The 16152-nt window shown below is 61.5% G+C and carries 14 protein-coding genes; 10 read left to right on the forward strand and 4 right to left on the reverse strand.

Annotated features, from left to right (window positions below):
- Positions 1-12: 12 nt before the first annotated feature.
- A complete protein-coding gene (locus NCS00_RS27010; RefSeq protein WP_250441462.1) occupies positions 13-405 on the reverse strand; it encodes a hypothetical protein in 393 nt (130 codons plus the stop codon).
- A gap of 586 nt (positions 406-991) precedes the next feature.
- On the opposite strand from NCS00_RS27010, the gene NCS00_RS27015 reads away from it, so the two are divergent.
- Positions 992-3190, forward strand: a complete 2199-nt coding sequence (locus NCS00_RS27015; protein WP_008346705.1) for a hybrid sensor histidine kinase/response regulator — start codon at positions 992-994, stop codon at positions 3188-3190.
- Between the two features lie 86 nt (positions 3191-3276).
- Here the strand turns inward: NCS00_RS27015 and catA are convergent, their stop codons facing one another.
- Together catA and NCS00_RS27025 are read right to left on the reverse strand one after the other, a co-directional pair.
- Entirely contained in the window at positions 3277-4212 is a 936-nt protein-coding gene (catA, locus tag NCS00_RS27020; protein ID WP_175981631.1) for a catechol 1,2-dioxygenase, read from the reverse strand.
- Between the two features lie 182 nt (positions 4213-4394).
- On the reverse strand, positions 4395-5597 hold the full coding sequence (locus NCS00_RS27025; RefSeq protein WP_008346709.1) for a porin: 1203 nt from the start codon (positions 5595-5597) through the stop codon (positions 4395-4397).
- 343 nt (positions 5598-5940) lie between these two features.
- On the opposite strand from NCS00_RS27025, the gene NCS00_RS27030 reads away from it, so the two are divergent.
- The 7 genes from NCS00_RS27030 to NCS00_RS27060 all read left to right on the forward strand — a co-directional run bounded on the left by NCS00_RS27030 (position 5941) and on the right by NCS00_RS27060 (position 13208).
- Positions 5941-7293: an MFS transporter gene (locus tag NCS00_RS27030; protein ID WP_175981704.1), complete on the forward strand. Its 1353-nt coding sequence runs from the start codon at positions 5941-5943 to the stop codon at positions 7291-7293.
- 32 nt (positions 7294-7325) lie between these two features.
- On the forward strand, positions 7326-8516 hold the full coding sequence (locus tag NCS00_RS27035) for an acyl-CoA dehydrogenase family protein (protein ID WP_250441463.1): 1191 nt from the start codon (positions 7326-7328) through the stop codon (positions 8514-8516).
- Between the two features lie 28 nt (positions 8517-8544).
- A complete protein-coding gene (locus NCS00_RS27040) occupies positions 8545-9063 on the forward strand; it encodes a flavin reductase (RefSeq protein WP_008346713.1) in 519 nt (172 codons plus the stop codon).
- A gap of 2 nt (positions 9064-9065) precedes the next feature.
- Positions 9066-9740: an ethyl tert-butyl ether degradation protein EthD gene (locus NCS00_RS27045; protein WP_175981623.1), complete on the forward strand. Its 675-nt coding sequence runs from the start codon at positions 9066-9068 to the stop codon at positions 9738-9740.
- Between the two features lie 44 nt (positions 9741-9784).
- The gene (locus NCS00_RS27050; RefSeq protein WP_250441464.1) at positions 9785-10705 is read left to right on the forward strand and encodes a LysR family transcriptional regulator; all 921 of its coding nucleotides are present in this window, start codon (positions 9785-9787) and stop codon (positions 10703-10705) included.
- Positions 10706-10834: 129 nt separating this feature from the next.
- A complete protein-coding gene (locus tag NCS00_RS27055; protein ID WP_033535799.1) occupies positions 10835-12145 on the forward strand; it encodes an MFS transporter in 1311 nt (436 codons plus the stop codon).
- A gap of 94 nt (positions 12146-12239) precedes the next feature.
- Complete coding sequence (locus NCS00_RS27060; protein WP_008346721.1) at positions 12240-13208, forward strand: PDR/VanB family oxidoreductase; 969 nt, start codon at positions 12240-12242, stop codon at positions 13206-13208.
- Between the two features lie 6 nt (positions 13209-13214).
- Here the strand turns inward: NCS00_RS27060 and NCS00_RS27065 are convergent, their stop codons facing one another.
- Positions 13215-14135 carry a LysR family transcriptional regulator gene (locus NCS00_RS27065; RefSeq protein ID WP_008346723.1) on the reverse strand — a complete coding sequence of 307 codons (921 nt, stop codon included), beginning with the start codon at positions 14133-14135 and terminating at the stop codon, positions 13215-13217.
- A 168-nt stretch (positions 14136-14303) separates the two neighbouring features.
- On the opposite strand from NCS00_RS27065, the gene NCS00_RS27070 reads away from it, so the two are divergent.
- A complete protein-coding gene (locus tag NCS00_RS27070) occupies positions 14304-15587 on the forward strand; it encodes an aromatic ring-hydroxylating oxygenase subunit alpha (protein WP_250441465.1) in 1284 nt (427 codons plus the stop codon).
- On the forward strand, positions 15584-16084 hold the full coding sequence (locus tag NCS00_RS27075) for an aromatic-ring-hydroxylating dioxygenase subunit beta (protein WP_250441466.1): 501 nt from the start codon (positions 15584-15586) through the stop codon (positions 16082-16084). The genes NCS00_RS27070 and NCS00_RS27075 overlap by 4 nt, the downstream gene beginning before the upstream one ends.
- Positions 16085-16152: the final 68 nt, after the last annotated feature.

Below are 16152 nucleotides of genomic sequence, written 5' to 3' on the forward strand. Positions count from 1 at the left end.
CGGCGCTGCCGGTCAAACGCAGCGCCATTTGACTCGATAAGTCCATGAGGAGCACGCCATGAACCGAACCATCACGATCAGGGCCATGTTGATCGCCGCAGTGACGGCGTCCGTCTGCTTTACGTCGGGCTGCAACCGCAATACGAGCGGCGGAAGCACCGCGGCAAGCGACAGCGCAGGGTCATCCGCGCCGGCTGCCGCCAGCTTCCCGGCGACCGCCGCCAGCGACGCACCCGCGGGTGCGAGCCAGTAAGCGAACAGGTACGACTGGCGAGGCGGCGTCGCGCCGCGCATTGCCAGGTCGGCTTCGCCCGCGCCGGGGTTGACCGGCTTTGCCGTCGGTCGGATGCGGTGCGGGTAAGTCGTCGATTGCTGCGCAATTGAATCGGCATCCGAAACATTCACATCGCGAGAACGTCGCCGCCCTCTTCCAGTCGATTACCCGATACCCTATTCTCCCGGTGCCATCGACATATCGGGCGTACCCGCCGACGTGGAACGCGCTTTGGCATCCGTCGAACTTACCTCTCTCGGCATGTCCCCCGGAATTCGATTCCAAGGGCTCGATACCGGCTCACTGTGATACGTCATGCCCGACGTGGCGGCACCGTGAGATCCGCCGCTGCCATTTCCACCGTTGCCATTACCACCTGCAACTGCCGAGCTTGCAACTAACAACGTCGCGATGGAAACCGACAACGCAAGGGTTCTACGGACATCGAGTTGATGAAGCATGGGAGTTCTCCAATCTTGTTCAGATTCAAGTAAGTTTTACGGCGTCGGCCACAAATCTACCGACGTATCAGTCAATACGAACGCTCGCCAAACACAGACGCACGGCTTCAAGAAAATCGTGCGAGCAAACAAAAGAATCCATGACGCCGTATCTATCCGGCCCTTAAACACGTCGACGACCGCCGCGCCAACGGTAAGTTTGACGTCGTACGAACATCTGAATAGACTTCGCCTTCGCGCCCCGCCCCGAAGTCCCATGATTGCCCATCAGGAAACATCTGTCCCGGACAGCACTGCGCTCGATATCCCCGTTCCGCCACGCGACTTTGGCGTGACCCGGCGCATGCTGCTCGCCGTGCTTGCAGCATCAATCATCACACCATTGCTTTTTCTCGCCACGTACGGTTATTTCGGTTTTCAAACCAGAATCGCGGATTCGACTGAAGGAATCGACAGACTCTCGCGAGTTGCCGAGGAGCAGGCCGTAAAAGTCCTCGACGTGAATCAGGAGGTATCGCTTCGAATAATGGCCTTTCTCGGTGACGACGGGGATGTCCCACTTCGCGCGCGACAGCAATCTGTTCATCGCTTTCTGAGGCAAACCGCCGAGCGGGTGCCATCGGTTTTCTCGATTGCTGTCTTTGGCCGGAAAGGAAATTTGCTTGCCAGCAGCAGCACCTATCCGGTCGGCCTTCAATCGATTGGAGACCGCTCGGATATCTGGTCTGCACGCCATGCCGCTTCTGCGGCAGTTGGCATGCTGCGGCCCGAACAAATATCCGACCCGGCTCGGGACGTTTTCGATGTGACGTTCCCTCGATACGACTCGAGTGGCCAGTATCTCGGTGTCTTGGCCATATCCCTTCGACGCGATTATTTCTCGTCGTTCTACGACCGGCTGACCGCACATGACCGGGCTTTGACGGTGGGCCTTTTCCGAAGCGACGGTACTACGCTCGTTCGATTTCCCGAGCCAAAAGCGCGACGCGCACCGACAAGCAGTCAACCCTTGCTGGAAGCTATTCAGGCTAATCGGCAAAGCGGACGTCTCAAGGGTTTCTCGACGCTCGACGGCGTCGAGAAGCTCCTGGTGTATCGAGAGGTCGGCTCATACCCGCTTTACGTGACCTCCGGAATCCCGGTCTCGACGGTTACATACAGATGGTTGCGACACGACGGTCTTATCGCCATCGCGACGCTGGTTCCATGCGTAGGCATCTGGTTTCTGGTCGTGTTCAGTTTGAGCCGTCTGAAACGTGAACGAACGGCGTGGGACAGATGGAAAGCCGAGTTCGGGATGCGCGTTTCCGCGGAAGCAACAAGCCGTCAGATGAAGCGTATGGGCGCACTCGGCAATCTCGTGGCAAACGTCGCGCATGACTTCAACAATCTCCTCATGGTGGTCAAGGCGAACATGGAACTGGCCCGTCGCAAGCACTTCAACGGACTGGAGAAAGAAGTCATCGCAGTGGAACGGGCTTCCGCTTCGGCGGAGGTCCTGGCAAGGCGGCTACTCAGCGTCGCTCGCAAGCAACCGCTGCGTGAGGAGTTCGTGGATGTCAAAGATTGGCTCGAACGGGAAGCCTCTCTGATTCAGATGTCGCTCAATGAGCGCATCCGCTTTCACATCAGGTCTTCTGACGAAATCTGGCCAATCTACGTTGACCAAACCGAACTTCAATCGGCGCTGATAAACCTTGCGGTGAATGCCAGGGATGCAATGCCCGGCGGCGGCGACTTTACCATTCGCACCAGGAACATCACGCTCGATACTTCGAAAGGAAGCCTGAAGCCCGGTGACTATGTTGTCATCGCTTGTTCCGATACCGGCGTCGGCATGCCGGCATCAGTGATGCAACGCGCATTCGAGCCGCTTTTTACGACCAAAGCCGCGAACGCTGGCACGGGGCTCGGCCTTGCGCAGGTCATCGCGATGTGCGAGCAGGCGCGCGGAACAGCACGTATCGAGAGCGAGGAAGGTAAAGGAACGACCGTGTCGCTCATTCTTCCCCGTGGCTCCGGGCAGGCCGAAGCCAAAGCCAAAGCGACGACCGTGTCTCCCTCACCACCCGTCACCGTGACGGAGGCGACCAAGGGTTCCATTTTGCTGGTCGAAGACAACGAGGAAGTGGCCGCGGGACTTTCGGCCGTACTGGAGGTGTTCGGCTGGCAATCCCGACACGAACTCACCGGAGATGCAGCGCTAGGTCTGCTGGAGGACGGCGCGAAGTTCGATCTCATTCTCTCCGACATTCAAATGCCTGGGCTCAACAACGGAATCGATGTTGCGGAAAAAGTGCGGCGGAAATGGCCGAAGCAGGCTATTGCGCTGATGACCGGCTATGCCGACGAGTTCGAACGAGCAAAAAACGCCGGTGTAACGATTCTTTCCAAGCCCTTCAACATCGACGACCTTCAGGCTTTGCTGCAGAGCGTAGCACCCGCGATCAGGTGATTCGTCACTCTCGCCCCATCGCCGCCAACGCGATGAACATCGTCGCTGCCGCAGCAAATGGAAGCGGAGTCAGCCGCTTCGCCGACTTAAGCCGTCACCGCCGTGCGCTGACGACTGACAAGCTGATTGTCCTTGCCTTCGACGAGGCGAGTCAGCGCGATATCGAACTGAATTTCCTTGTAAGCGTCCGCCTTTAGACCGAGCGCAAAGCCGCCCTTCTTTTCGACGACATGAGGAATCAATTCCTCGCGCGTGGCATACGCGAAGTCATCCCAGATGAGCGGATCGCCCTCGATGTTGATCTGCGTGGTCAGCTTGCGGAAGTTATCGCTCGTCACGAAGAAATGAACGTGTGCAGGACGATTGCCATGCCGTGCAAGCGCGTTCAGCAATTCTTGCGTCGAACCGTGAGGCGGGCATCCATAGCCTACGGGCATGAGCGTGCGGAACTCGTACTTGCCGTCTTGTCCTGTTCTCACCGCGCCACGCAAGTTGAAGTCACTCTGTGCGCCGGTCGGATCGAAATGCGAGTAGAAGCCTTTCGAGTTTGCATGCCAGCACTCCACGACGGCATCCGCGACAGGCTTGCCGTCGGGACCGGTTACGGTGCCGCGAATGACAAGCGGCCCGGCGTCATCGTCCGGATTGAGGTCGATCTTCGCCACACCATCGCGCAACGGTGCGCCCGCCACATACAGCGGACCTTCGATGGTACGCGGTGTGCCGCCGTGAATGTCCGCGTGACGGTCCTGCGCATCCATGCGAATGTCGAGAAACTTCTCGAGACCGAGACCCGCCGCGAGCAAGGCCGCTTCCCCGTCGCGACCGAGCCGGTTGAAGTAGTTCACGCCTGCCCAGATTTCATCGGGCGTCATATCGAGGTCGTCGATGGCCTTGAACAGGTCGCTTAGCAGCCGATGCGTGATCTGCTTCGCACGTGCATTGCCGTTATCGCTGCCGAGATTGGCGGCGGCCGAAAGCAGGCCCTGAACTTCCTTCGTATCGAATACTTTGACGCTCACGATGTTGTCTCCATAGGTATGGGGGGGTACGACACAGGTCTTCCGTTCCGCGGTACCACGCGCGGACTCACGCGTCGTCTCGACGACAAATTAGGCCGCACCCGCATATCCGTCAAATAGATCAAATGTGGTTGATGCCATCCGTGAAATGGATGACATCCCGGCGCGAATGTCGGCTGGCTTCAAAACTTGTGGCGGATGCCCACGCGGACCGTGCTTTGACGATCGCTCGTCGACGGCGTGAGGTTGTTGATCGCCGCAACCGCCGCTGTGCCGGTGGAATCGATGCCGGATGCCTTCTGGTACACGCCGATCAGATAGACATCGGTGCGCTTAGACAGGAAGTAATCGGCGCCGAGCGCGCCTTGGTAATACTTGGCGCCGGGATTGTTGCCGGTGGCCGAATCGACGTCGCCGCCCTTCGTGTAGTCGAATGCCGCGCCGAGCAGGAGCGCCGGCGTGAGCTGATACCTGAAGTTGACTTCGACGTTATTGAAGTTCGCATTGCCGGAATAGCCGCGCGGATTGGGACCGGAGTTCGCGGTATCGCCGAGGTTCTTGAACTGCACGTTGGAATACGTTGCACCCACCGTGGCCGCGCCGAATGCATAAGCAGCGCCTGCCGCGACCACCTGATAGGTACGAGCCGATGCATAGCCGCTATAGACGGGCGAAGAGATGAAGTTCGCGCTCGCAGCGGGCGGCGTGCTTGCGCCGTTGTCGCCGAAGAAGCCGACGTTCGGATTGCGCGCGTTCAGGTAACCGACGCCCAACGTCAGCGGGCCGTTCGCATAGCCCGCACCGAGCGACCACAATTGGTTGCGCGAGACCGCACCCGCGACGCCGCCCAGACTGTAGACGCCGCCGAAGGTAACGCCGTAGTAAGCCTTACTGACGAACTTGATCGCGTTGTTCACGCGATACGCGTTGTTGAGGTTATCCAGATCGCCTGGATGCGCGCCGATATATCCCGCCCACTGGGTACCGGACTCGAACGGGCCCACATAATCCACGACCGAATCGTATTGCCGCCCGAGCAACACGGTGCCGTAAGCACTGGACAAGCCCACGTACGCCTGCCGGCCGAACATCAGACCTTGCGTGCTGCCGCGGTTCTTCTGCGCAAGCGAGCCGTTATTCAGGTCGAAGCCGTTCTCGAGTACGAACAGCGCAGCAAGCCCGCCGCCAAGCTCTTCCCTGCCCCTCAATCCCCAGCGGCTGGCCTGCATGACGCCGCTCGACAGGTTGTAGAGATTGTGGCCGCCGGCGTTCGATGTCCAGTTGAAGCCATCGTCGACGATGCCGTACAGCGTCACCGCACTTTGTGCGTGCGCCGTGCCTGCAACTGCAAGCAGCGCCAGAGAAGTTCCCAAGGCGAGTTTCATACGTGCGTGTTCCATGCGAGTCGTTCTGTTGATTGACGCAATGAAGGCTCATTGCGGTGATGAATGCGATGCGCCACGCAGTCTGCGGCCGCTCGTTTCACGCGGCAAATAAGCCAAAAGCATGACCGGCGATAAGCGCGATCGATATGTCATGCGAGGCAAGGGCTATTCCGTACGACATGCAACGGCACATGCACCAGATTCATGTCGCGCATTTTTGTCTCGAATTTGACCGCGATTATCGAGGCTCATATCGTGGGCCCATCGCATCGCATCGATACGACTCGCACCGCTTCTTGAGCATCAGGGAAGCGGGAACCATCACCTCATGTCTTCCCCAACCATGAACCCTGAAGCTCTGAATTCCGACCTGAGCGCGCTCGCTCAAACCCGATCGGCTCGTCGCCCAAGCAACGTGCGCCGTGCAGTCACGACGGCAGTGCTCGGCCAGATCCTCGAGTGGTATGACTTCTTTCTGTACGGCACCGCCGCCGCGCTCGTCTTCGGCAAGCTGTTCTTTCCGGTCGGCACCGATCCGCTCACGGGCACCATCGCCGCATTCGGCGGCTTCACGGTCGGCTTCATCGCGCGACCTATCGGCGGCGTGCTATGCGGACATATCGGCGACCGTTACGGCCGCAAGGTCGTGATGATGCTGACCCTTCTCACGATGGGCACCGCCACGGTCCTGATGGGCGTTTTGCCGACCTATCAGCAGGTCGGCATTGCGGCGCCCGTGATGCTCGTTCTGTTGCGCATTCTTCAGGGACTGGCCGCCGGCGGCGAATGGAGCGGCAGTATCCTGCTGATCCACGAGAACGCGCCGCAATCGAAGCGCGGCGCGCTCGCGGCGTGGAGCCCGTGTGGCGCGGCACTCGGCTTCGTCCTGTCCACCGGTGCGTTCCTGCTGGTGCAGAACTTGCCGGCGGGCGACTTCCAGAGTTGGGGATGGCGCCTTCCGTTTCTCGCGAGCGCCGCACTCGTTCTTCTCGGCTTGTGGATGCGCCGCTCCGTCGGAGAAAGTGCCGCATTCGCCGAAGTCAAGGCGACGCGCCACGAAAGCCGGATGCCTGTCATCGAAGTGCTGCGCCAATGTCCGCGCGAAGTGCTGACCGTGTTCGGCCTGCGCTTCGGCGAGGGCGCGGCGTCCTACCTCTTCTTCGCATTTTCGATCGCCTACGGGCAGTTTCTGGGCATCAGGTCGAGTTGGGTTCTGAGCGGCCTGTGCATTTCGATGCTGCTGATGATCCCCGTTTCGCTCTTCTTCGGCTGGGTGACCGACAAGGTCGGACGCAAGCCGGTGTATCTCGCCGGCGCAATCGCCATCGTGCTGGTCGCGTGGCCGTACTTCGCGCTGCTCGGCTCGGGCGAGTACTGGAAGGTGGTTGCGGCGCTCGTCCTCGCGAACAGCATCACGCTTGGCATTCTCGAAGGCGCGCAGCCCGCGTTCATCAGCGAGATGTTGCCGGTGCACCTGCGTTTCTCGGGACTCGGCATTGGCCGGGAAGTCTCTTCCGTACTCGGCGGCGGCCTCTCGCCGATGATCGCCACCGCGTTGCTCGCCCACTATCACAGCGCCGTGCCGGTCGCCATTTATCTGGGCGTACTCGGCCTGATCACCGTCGTCGCCACGCTGCTCGCACGCGAGACGTATCCCAAAGCGATGCGCGCCGCTGCACGCCGTCAGCCCGAATGACATCGACACACATCGACCGAGAGGTATCACCTATGCAAGCCCTTCGAAGCGAAGCCATCATCGATTCGCAAAACGACTATCCCGAGTACGCCGGACCGCTGCACCTCGATACGCTGATCGAGGAAGTCGAGCGCCGCCGCGACGAGTTCGACGCCCTGTCCCACGTGCCGCGCGATATGGTCGGCAAGATGAAGCGCGCGGGGATTTTCCGCGCGAGCACGCCCAAACGTTTCGGCGGCGATGCGCTGCCGCCCGCGCGCTTCCTCGAGATGCTCGAACGTATCGCGATCGCGGACGGATCGGCCGCCTGGGTCGCGGCGTTCGGCTCCGCGAACACGTACCTGGCTTCACTGCCTGTGGAGACCCAGGCGCGAATCTATGCGGCCGGTCCCGATCAGGTCTTCGCGGGCGGCTTGTATCCGCTGCAAAAGGCCGAGCGCGCGCCCGGCGGATTCCTCGTGTCGGGACAGTGGCGCTTTGCGAGCGGCTGCAAGGGCGCGGACTGGATCGGCGTGGGAATCGGCGGGGCGCCGGCCGGCACCGACGACAAGAACGCCGGCAAGCCTTTTACTGCGGTTTTCCCGGCGAGCGAAGTGGAGATCGTCGATAACTGGAACGTGGTCGGCATGCAGGGCACGGGCAGCCATGATCTGCGCCTGAAGGACAAATACGTCGAGGAACAATGGACCTTCGTGCGCGGCGGCACGCCGCTGATCGATGAACCGCTGTACCGGTATCCCGCCGTCGCGTATCAGGCGCAGGTGCATGCGGCAGTGAACATCGGCCTGGCGCGCGCGGCGCTCGACCTGCTGGCGGGGATGTCCGGCGTGACGAAAACCACGACCGGTGCGCCGCGTCTCGCCGATCGCGCCTACTATCGTTCCGGGCTCGCGCAGGCGGAAGCACAACTGCGCAGCGCGCGGGCGTTCTTCTTCGAGTGCGCGGAAGCATCGTGGCGCACGGTGCTCGCGGGCGACCCGGTGTTGCCTGCCGAAGCAAACTTGCTGCGTCTTTCGGCGACGCACGCGGCCCACACCTGCGCCGATATCGTGATGCAGGCGTACAAGATGGCGGGCATCGGCGCGATCTATCGCGAGAACCGGACGCAGCGTCTGGTACGCGATTCGATCGTCGTCACGCAACACGCCTTTCTCGGCGAAGGCAATTACGACGCATCGGGCGCGATCTTCGTCGGCATTGCGCCCGTTACGCCGTATCCCTGAACCCGCGAATCCTGAAAGGACATCTGCCATGACACACGATCAAGCGCGCACACAGTTTCGCAACGCGATGGCCTCGCTCGGCGCCGCCGTCAACGTCATTACCACCGACGGCCCGCACGGACGCTGCGGTATCACGGCAAGCGCCGTGTGCTCCGTGACCGATACGCCACCCACGATGCTCGTCTGCATCAATCAGTCGAGTTACGTTCACGATGTGTTGCTCGCTAACGGCCGGGCGTGCATCAACGTGCTGGGCGCGCACGCGCAGGAACTGGCGCGCGCGTTCGCGGGCATGGACGGAGGCTCGATGGACGAACGCTTTGCGCGCTGCGGTTCGCGGCCTGGCGCATTGCAACTTCCCGTGCTCGACGATGCAATCGCGAGTCTCGAAGGCCGTATCGTCGACAGCAAGCAGGTCGGTTCGCATTCAGTGCTTTTCGTACAGGTAGAACACATCGGCTCGCGCGAAGACGGCGATGGGCTTGTGTACTTCGGCCGGCAGTTTCATCGGCTCGCGCGCGCGGCTGCTTCCTGCGAGGCGGCGTAAGTATGCAAATCTGCCTGTTTCTGATCGATGCGGGCGGGCAGCGCCCGCTGGTCGATATTGCGCCATTGCAGCGCATCGACGGCTTACGCAGTCTGGTCGTGCACGAGCCGATGGCGCAACACGTCGATCCGCGCATTCCGCCCGCGGCCGATGCGCCATCGTGCGTGCTTCAACTGTATTTCGATGAACTCGCCGCGCTCGAAGCTGCCGCGAGACTCGATGGCCCGATCCATCGCGCGCTTCGAGAACCTTTGATCGCCGGGCGCTTCATGCAGCAAGTCATGGCCGTGCGCGCGCTGGCCTCGCACGCGCCATCCACCCAAGCGCGCATTCAGCGCTGCACCTATCTCGTCGCGTACGAAGGGCCGGCCGAGGACTTCGACACATGGCTCGCGCATTACCTGCGGCATCACGCGCCGTTGATGTCCACCTTGCCGCGATTGCGCGAGCTGGAGATCTACACGCGCATCGATTGCACCATCGGCCTGCCTTGCACGCGCGCGAATGCGATGCAGCGCAACAAGGTCGTCTTCGACGATGCGTCCGCGCTCGCCGACGCACTCGCCTCGCCGGTGCGCGAATCGATGCGGCGCGATTTCCATACCTTGCCGCCCTATCGCGGAGCCACGCCGCATTTTGCAATGCACAGCACATACGGTAATCTCGCCACACATTGATGGCCGCATGGCGCGACCAGCGCTCGTTCGTGAGTCAACCGTGTATGACGAAGCCCAACTCCGGTATCGCCGATCTCAATCTGCTGCGCGTGTTCCTCGCCATCTGGGATTTGCGCAGCCTGACCGCCGCCGGCGAACGTCTCGAACTGACGCAGCCCGCGGTCAGTCATGCGCTACGGCGCTTGCGCACGATCTTCGGTGATCCGCTTTTCGTGCGCACGCCCGCCGGCATGGTGCCGACCGATGCCGCGCATCGGCTGTATCCGCCGCTCGCGCAGGCGTTGTCGATCATCAACGAGGCGGTCCAGCAACTCGCCAGCTTCGATCCCGCGACCGCCCGGCGCGTGTTTCGCATTTCGATGTCGGACATGTCGGAATTCTTTTTTCTGCCGCCGCTCGTCGCGCTGCTCGACCGCGAGGCGCGCGGCATTCGAATCGAAGCGGTCAATGTTCCGGTGGAATCCGTAAGCAGCGCCATGCGCGCCGGAGAAATCGATCTTGCGCTCGGCTATGTGCCGGGTCTCGACGCGGGATGCGTGAGCGAGACGCTATTCGTCGACGAGCATGTATGCGTCGTGCGCGCCAATCATCCGTTACGCAAGTCGCGGCCGACACGCGACGACCTGACCGCCTTGCGCTACGTCTACGCGAGCACCAACGCGACGGGCCATCGCATGGTCGAGCAATGGCTCGACGAGCTGAATTTCAAGCGCGATGTCGCGGTCCGGCTGCCGCATTTCGTCGTGGCGCCCGAAATCGTGATGAACACGGACCTTGCCGTGCTCTTCCCCAAGAGCATCGCGCTGCGCTTCAATCGTAGTAAGGCCTTTCGCATTCTGCCATTGCCTTTTGCGCTGCCGCCCATCGAGATTCAGGTGCACTCGCACACGCAATTCACGAGCGATCCGGGCGTAGCGTGGCTGCGCAATACGATCCATTCGATGTTTCGCCAGCCCGACGCGTGACGCTCATTTGCTGGGCTGATATCACGCGTTCTTTTCGGCGAATTTGACCGGGGTGAGTGTCGCCACGACACTGTTTGTCATGCGAAGCCTCAAGAAGGCTGCAGCCCTTCTCATTCAATGCGAGCAGACATGGCAACAGTTCATACCTCGACCGCCGAAACCAGCGCAGCAATGCCGGATCGCACGCTCAGACGTATCGTCATTGCGTCGGTCGCGGGCAACGCGATGGAGTGGTACGACTTCTTCGTCTACGGAACGGCGGCCGCACTCGTGTTCGGCAGTTTGTTTTTTCCGGCCAATGCGGACCCGCTGATCGGCACGCTCGGCGCGTTCGCGGCATTCGCGATGGGCTTCGTCGCACGGCCGCTCGGCGGTATCGTGTTCGGCCATATAGGCGACCGTTATGGACGGCGCGCGTCGCTCGTCTGGACATTGCTCATCATGGGCTTCGCGACGTTCGGCATCGGCCTGTTGCCGACTTATGATCACGTCGGTCTGTGGGCGCCTGTTGCGCTCGTCGCACTTCGCCTGCTGCAAGGCATCGCGTCCGGCGGCGAATGGGGCGGCGGCGTACTGATGATCAGCGAGAACGCGCCGCCTGAAAAGCGCGGCTATTACGCGGCGTGGAGTCAGCTCGGCGTCGGCGGCGGTTTCGTTCTTTCCTCGGCGGCGTTTCTCGCGGTGCAGGCCTTGCCGCACGATCAGTTCATCTCGTGGGGATGGCGCCTGCCGTTTCTCGCGAGCATCGTGATCTTCGCGCTCGGCGTCTACATTCGTCATAGCCTGCCTGAGAGTCGCGACTTCGAGAACGCGGAAGAAGCGGGCAAGACGTCGCATATGCCGGTGCTCGAAGCGATCAAGCGTCATCCGAAGGAAATACTGATGGCGATGGGCCTGCGCGTCGCGGAGAACGGCGGCGCGTACATCTTTCTCGCGTTTTCGCTGGTGTACGGCAAGTTCATCGGCATTCCGAATTCGACGATGCTCACCGGCGTCATGCTCGCGATGGTTGTCGAAATGATCGCGATGCTGCTGTGGGGCAAGCTCTCCGATCGCATCGGACGCAAGCCCGTGTATATGATCGGCGCCGCATCGCTCGCGGCGATGGCCTTCCCGTTCTTCTGGCTGCTGGACACGCATTCGACGCCGCTCATCTGGCTTGCGCTGGTGCTTGGCACGGCCGTCTGTCACGGCGCGATGATCGGCACCTTGCCTGCGCTCGTCGGCGAATTGTTCAGCACGGAAGTGCGCTACTCGGGCGTTGCGCTCGGGCATGAAGTGGCTTCGATTTTCGCTGGCGGTCTGTCGCCGCTCCTCGCGACCGCGTTGCTTTCGCACTATCACGCGTCCTGGCCCGTCGCGGTGTTTCTCATCGCGCTCAGTCTCGTGACGGTCGTCACCCTGCGCTTCACGCACGAAACGCGTCATCAGTCACATTGATGCGATACACGATTTTTAGCCTATTTTTCTTATTCGGCGTGCGGCTCTAAGATCGATGCATGGTTGTGGGAAACACATCGAAAGGAAGGCGATCATGCAAGCTCAAACCGTGAAAGTCCGAGTCGACGCGTTGCGCGAGGAAGCGCACGGCGTGCGCTCGTTCAGCGTCTCGCGAATCGACGGCGCGCCCTTCGAACCCTATGAGCCCGGCGCGCATATCGATGTGACCGGCCCCTCGGGTGTCACGCGTCAGTACTCGCTCTGCGGCGATCCGGCATGTCTCCGGACGCAGATCTTCGCGGTCAAGAAGGAAGCGCAATCGCGCGGCGGTTCACGCTCGCTTCACGAGGAAGTGACCGTGGGCTCCGAGCTTTCCGTCGGCGCGCCGCGCAGTCTGTTCCAGCTTCACGCGGCCGCAAGCGAGCACATTCTGATCGGCGCGGGCATCGGCATCACGCCCTTGCTGTCGATGGCTTATCGCCTCGTCGCGAGCAATGCGCGCTTCACGCTGCATTACTTCGCGCGCAGCGAGGCGCATGCGGCATTCATGACCTTGCTGACGCGTGCCCCGTTCAACGCGTACGTGAAGCTGCATTTCGGCGTCGAGCGGCACGAGCAGCGCGACAAGCTCGACGAATGTATCCGCGATGCCGGTCCGAACGCACATGTCTACACATGCGGGCCGAGCGCCTTCATGGATGCCGTGGTCGAGACGGCGCAAGCTCGCCTGCCCGCGGATGCGATCCATCTGGAACGCTTCAAAGCCGAGCCGATTGCCACGGCCGAAGCCTCGTTGGACAGCTTCGAGGTGCAACTCGCAAGCAGCGGACAAACGGTTCGCGTGGACAAGAGCACGTCGATCGTCGATGCGCTCGCCTCCATCGGCATAGAAGTCGATACCTCGTGCGGCGAAGGCGTTTGCGGTACGTGCATGGTGGATGTCGTGAGCGGCGAGCCCGAGCATCGCGATCACTGTTTGAGCAAAGCGGAACGCGCAAGCAACAGCGTGATTTGCTGCTGCGTGTCGCGTTCCCGTTCGCCCGTGCTGGTGCTCGATCTCTGAGCGAAATCACATCGTCTTGAAGCTCGCGAGGGTGTCGGTCATCAGGGCGCGCATCCACGCGTTGCCTTCGTCGTCGTGAAAGTGTTCGTGCCAGTGCATCGTCACGGCCACTCTCGGCAACGGTACAGGCAGCGCGTAAATGTTGAACGCCTCGCCTCTGTTGAGGATATGCGCGAGCTTTTCCGGCAGCGTGGCGAACAGATCCGTTGCAGCCAGCACGCCGGGCACCGCCACGAAATGCGGCAACGCCAGCGCGATATTGCGTCCGACGCCTCGTCCGCGCAGCGCATCGTCGAGCGCGTCATGGCTGTGTTCGAGCGAGCGAACCTGAACGTGCGACGCGGCAAGGAACTGCGCGAGTTTCAGCTTCGTGCCTTCGGGCAGATCGTCGCGCTTGCGGGTCATGCATACATACGACTCCTCGAAGAGCACGCAATGGCGCGTGCGCGGCAATAGCGACGGCAAGTTGCCGATCGCGAAATCCAGCCGGCTCGCGCGCAACGCTTCTTCGATTTCTTCGACCGGCAACGGCTCGACCACCAGCTTCGCGCGCGGCGCGGCATCGTGCAACGCGGCGCAGATCGCCGGCAGATACGCCATCTCCCCCGCATCCGAGAGCGACAGGCGAAAGGTACGCGTGCTCGTCGCCGGATCGAAACGCTCGGCGTAACGCAACGCCTGGCGCACGGTGTCGAGCGCGCGCCCGACGATCTCGGCCAATTCCAGCGCGACGGGCGTGGGCTGCATGCCCGTGCGCGTGCGGATGAATAGCGCGTCGTCGAACAAGGTGCGTAATCGCCCGAGCGAATAGCTGACCGCCGGTTGAGAGAGCGCGAGACGCTCGCCTGCGCGCGTCAGGCTGCGCTCTTCCACGATAGCCTGGAAAACGCGCAGCAGATTCAGATCGATATGGTCGATGGATGTCATGACGGGCCGTCCGAGATATAGGCCGCACTGATTGAGCGACCCGTTTTTAATCGATTTGACGCATGATCCTCGAAAAGCGAGACTGATGTCAACGAGAGGATTTGCCGAGCGCCCAGCCAAGCTCGCGTCAGTCGTTCGATCAGCCACTCAACTTCTCCGAGGAATACGATGAGTACGCCGACCTATCAGACCATCGACACCAGCGCGCTCGCCAGGCGCGCGGAGTCCGATCGCATTGCGCCTTCGCTTTACTACGATCCGGAGTTGTTCGAGGCCGAACTCGAACGCATCTTCTACAAGACGTGGGTGTGGGTTGCGCATGACAGCGAGTTGCCGAAGCCCGGCGACTTCGTGACGACGACCATCGGCCGTCAGCCGGTCATCGTCGTGCGCGACAAGACCGGAACCGTGAACGTGTTGCAGAACCGTTGCCGTCATCGGGGCGCGACCGTCTGCGAAGAGCACAAGGGCAACGCCAAGGGTTTCACATGCCCGTATCACAGCTGGTCCTATGCGCTCGACGGCACGCTGCGCGCCCTGCCCTACGGCGATGGTTATGAAGGCGTGTGCGAGAAAGGCGATCTGCCGCTCAAGAAGCTGCGCGTGGGCGTTTATCAAGGGCTGATTTTCGCGAGCTTCGATGAATCGATCGAACCGCTCGAGGACTTCCTCGGCGGCGCCAAACCGTGGATCGATCTTTTCATGAAGCAGGGCGCGGGCTACCCCATCAAGGCGAATGGCGAGCACAAGTTCAGGTTCAAGGGCAACTGGAAGATCCAGCTCGAGAACACGACGGACCTGTATCACTTTCCCGTCGTCCATAAGTCATGGATGAAGTCCATCGACGATGAAACGGCCGCCGTCATCACGAGCTTCATGACGAGCGACAAGGCGTTCTGCCGATCGCTCGGCAATGGTCACAGCCTTGCCGTGCTGATGCCGGAATTCGTCGATCTCGATCAGGACGACGGCGCGCCGCTGCCCGAACGTTTCAATGAACTCGCCGCGCAACTCGCAGAGAAACACACGCCAGAAGAAGTGCGCCGCATCGTGCGTTCGCTGATGGGCGTCGGCTTCAACCTCAATCTGTTTCCGAACCTCGCGCTTTCGATGGCGTTCTTCCGCGTGCTGCGCCCGATCTCCGCGGTGGAAACGGAAATCCGCCATGTCGCGCTGGGAATGGACGGCGGCCCCGAGGAAGCCAATCGCGCGCGCTTGCGCATGCACGAGCACTTCCAGGGCCCGTTGGGCTTCGGCAGCCCTGACGACGCCGAAGCGTGGGAGCGCGTGCAGCGCGGCTCATACGCCGGCCCTGACGTACCTATCCTCGTGAACCGCGGCCTCAACCGCGAAACGATCGCACCGAACGGTGAGAAGACCGCGCATTCGACCGACGAAACCGGCATGCGCGAAGCCTACAGACAATGGCGCGCGATGATGGAGCAAGCATGATGGACGAACGCAACGCACTCTTCACGGACCAGACCTTGGCGCGCGCGATCGCATTCATCTGGCGGGAAGCGGAACTGCTCGACCGCCGGGACTATCGCGCCTGGCTGGATCTGTGGGACCCGAAAGGCCATTACGTCGTGCCGATCGATCCGCGGACGACCGACTACGCGTCCACGCTCAACTACGCATACGATGACCATCACATTCGCGAGTTGCGCGTGCAGCGTATGACGTCCGGCTTTTCGGCGTCGGCCTCCGATGCGGCGCGCACGGTGCGCACGGTGTCGCGCTTCACGCTATCTGGCGACAGCGCGGACCTCGTCGAGGTCAAGTCCTCGCAGATCGTGATTGCCTACAAGCGCGGTCTGTCCACGATCTTTGCTGCCGACCTGACGCACAAGATCGATATGTCGAGCGGCGAGCCGCGTCTGTCGGAGAAGGTGATCCGCCTGATCGACTCGACCGAGGCGCTGAGCGCCATCGGCTTTCTGCTTTGAAGTCATGCGCGCGTCGTGTCGATGTCGGTCGTCCGGCATTGCTTTCAGCGATGCGCGCGCTATCCATT

Origin of the sequence: Caballeronia sp. AZ1_KS37 (assembly GCF_023631165.1) — a bacterium.
Taxonomy (GTDB): Bacteria; Pseudomonadota; Gammaproteobacteria; order Burkholderiales; family Burkholderiaceae; genus Caballeronia; species Caballeronia zhejiangensis.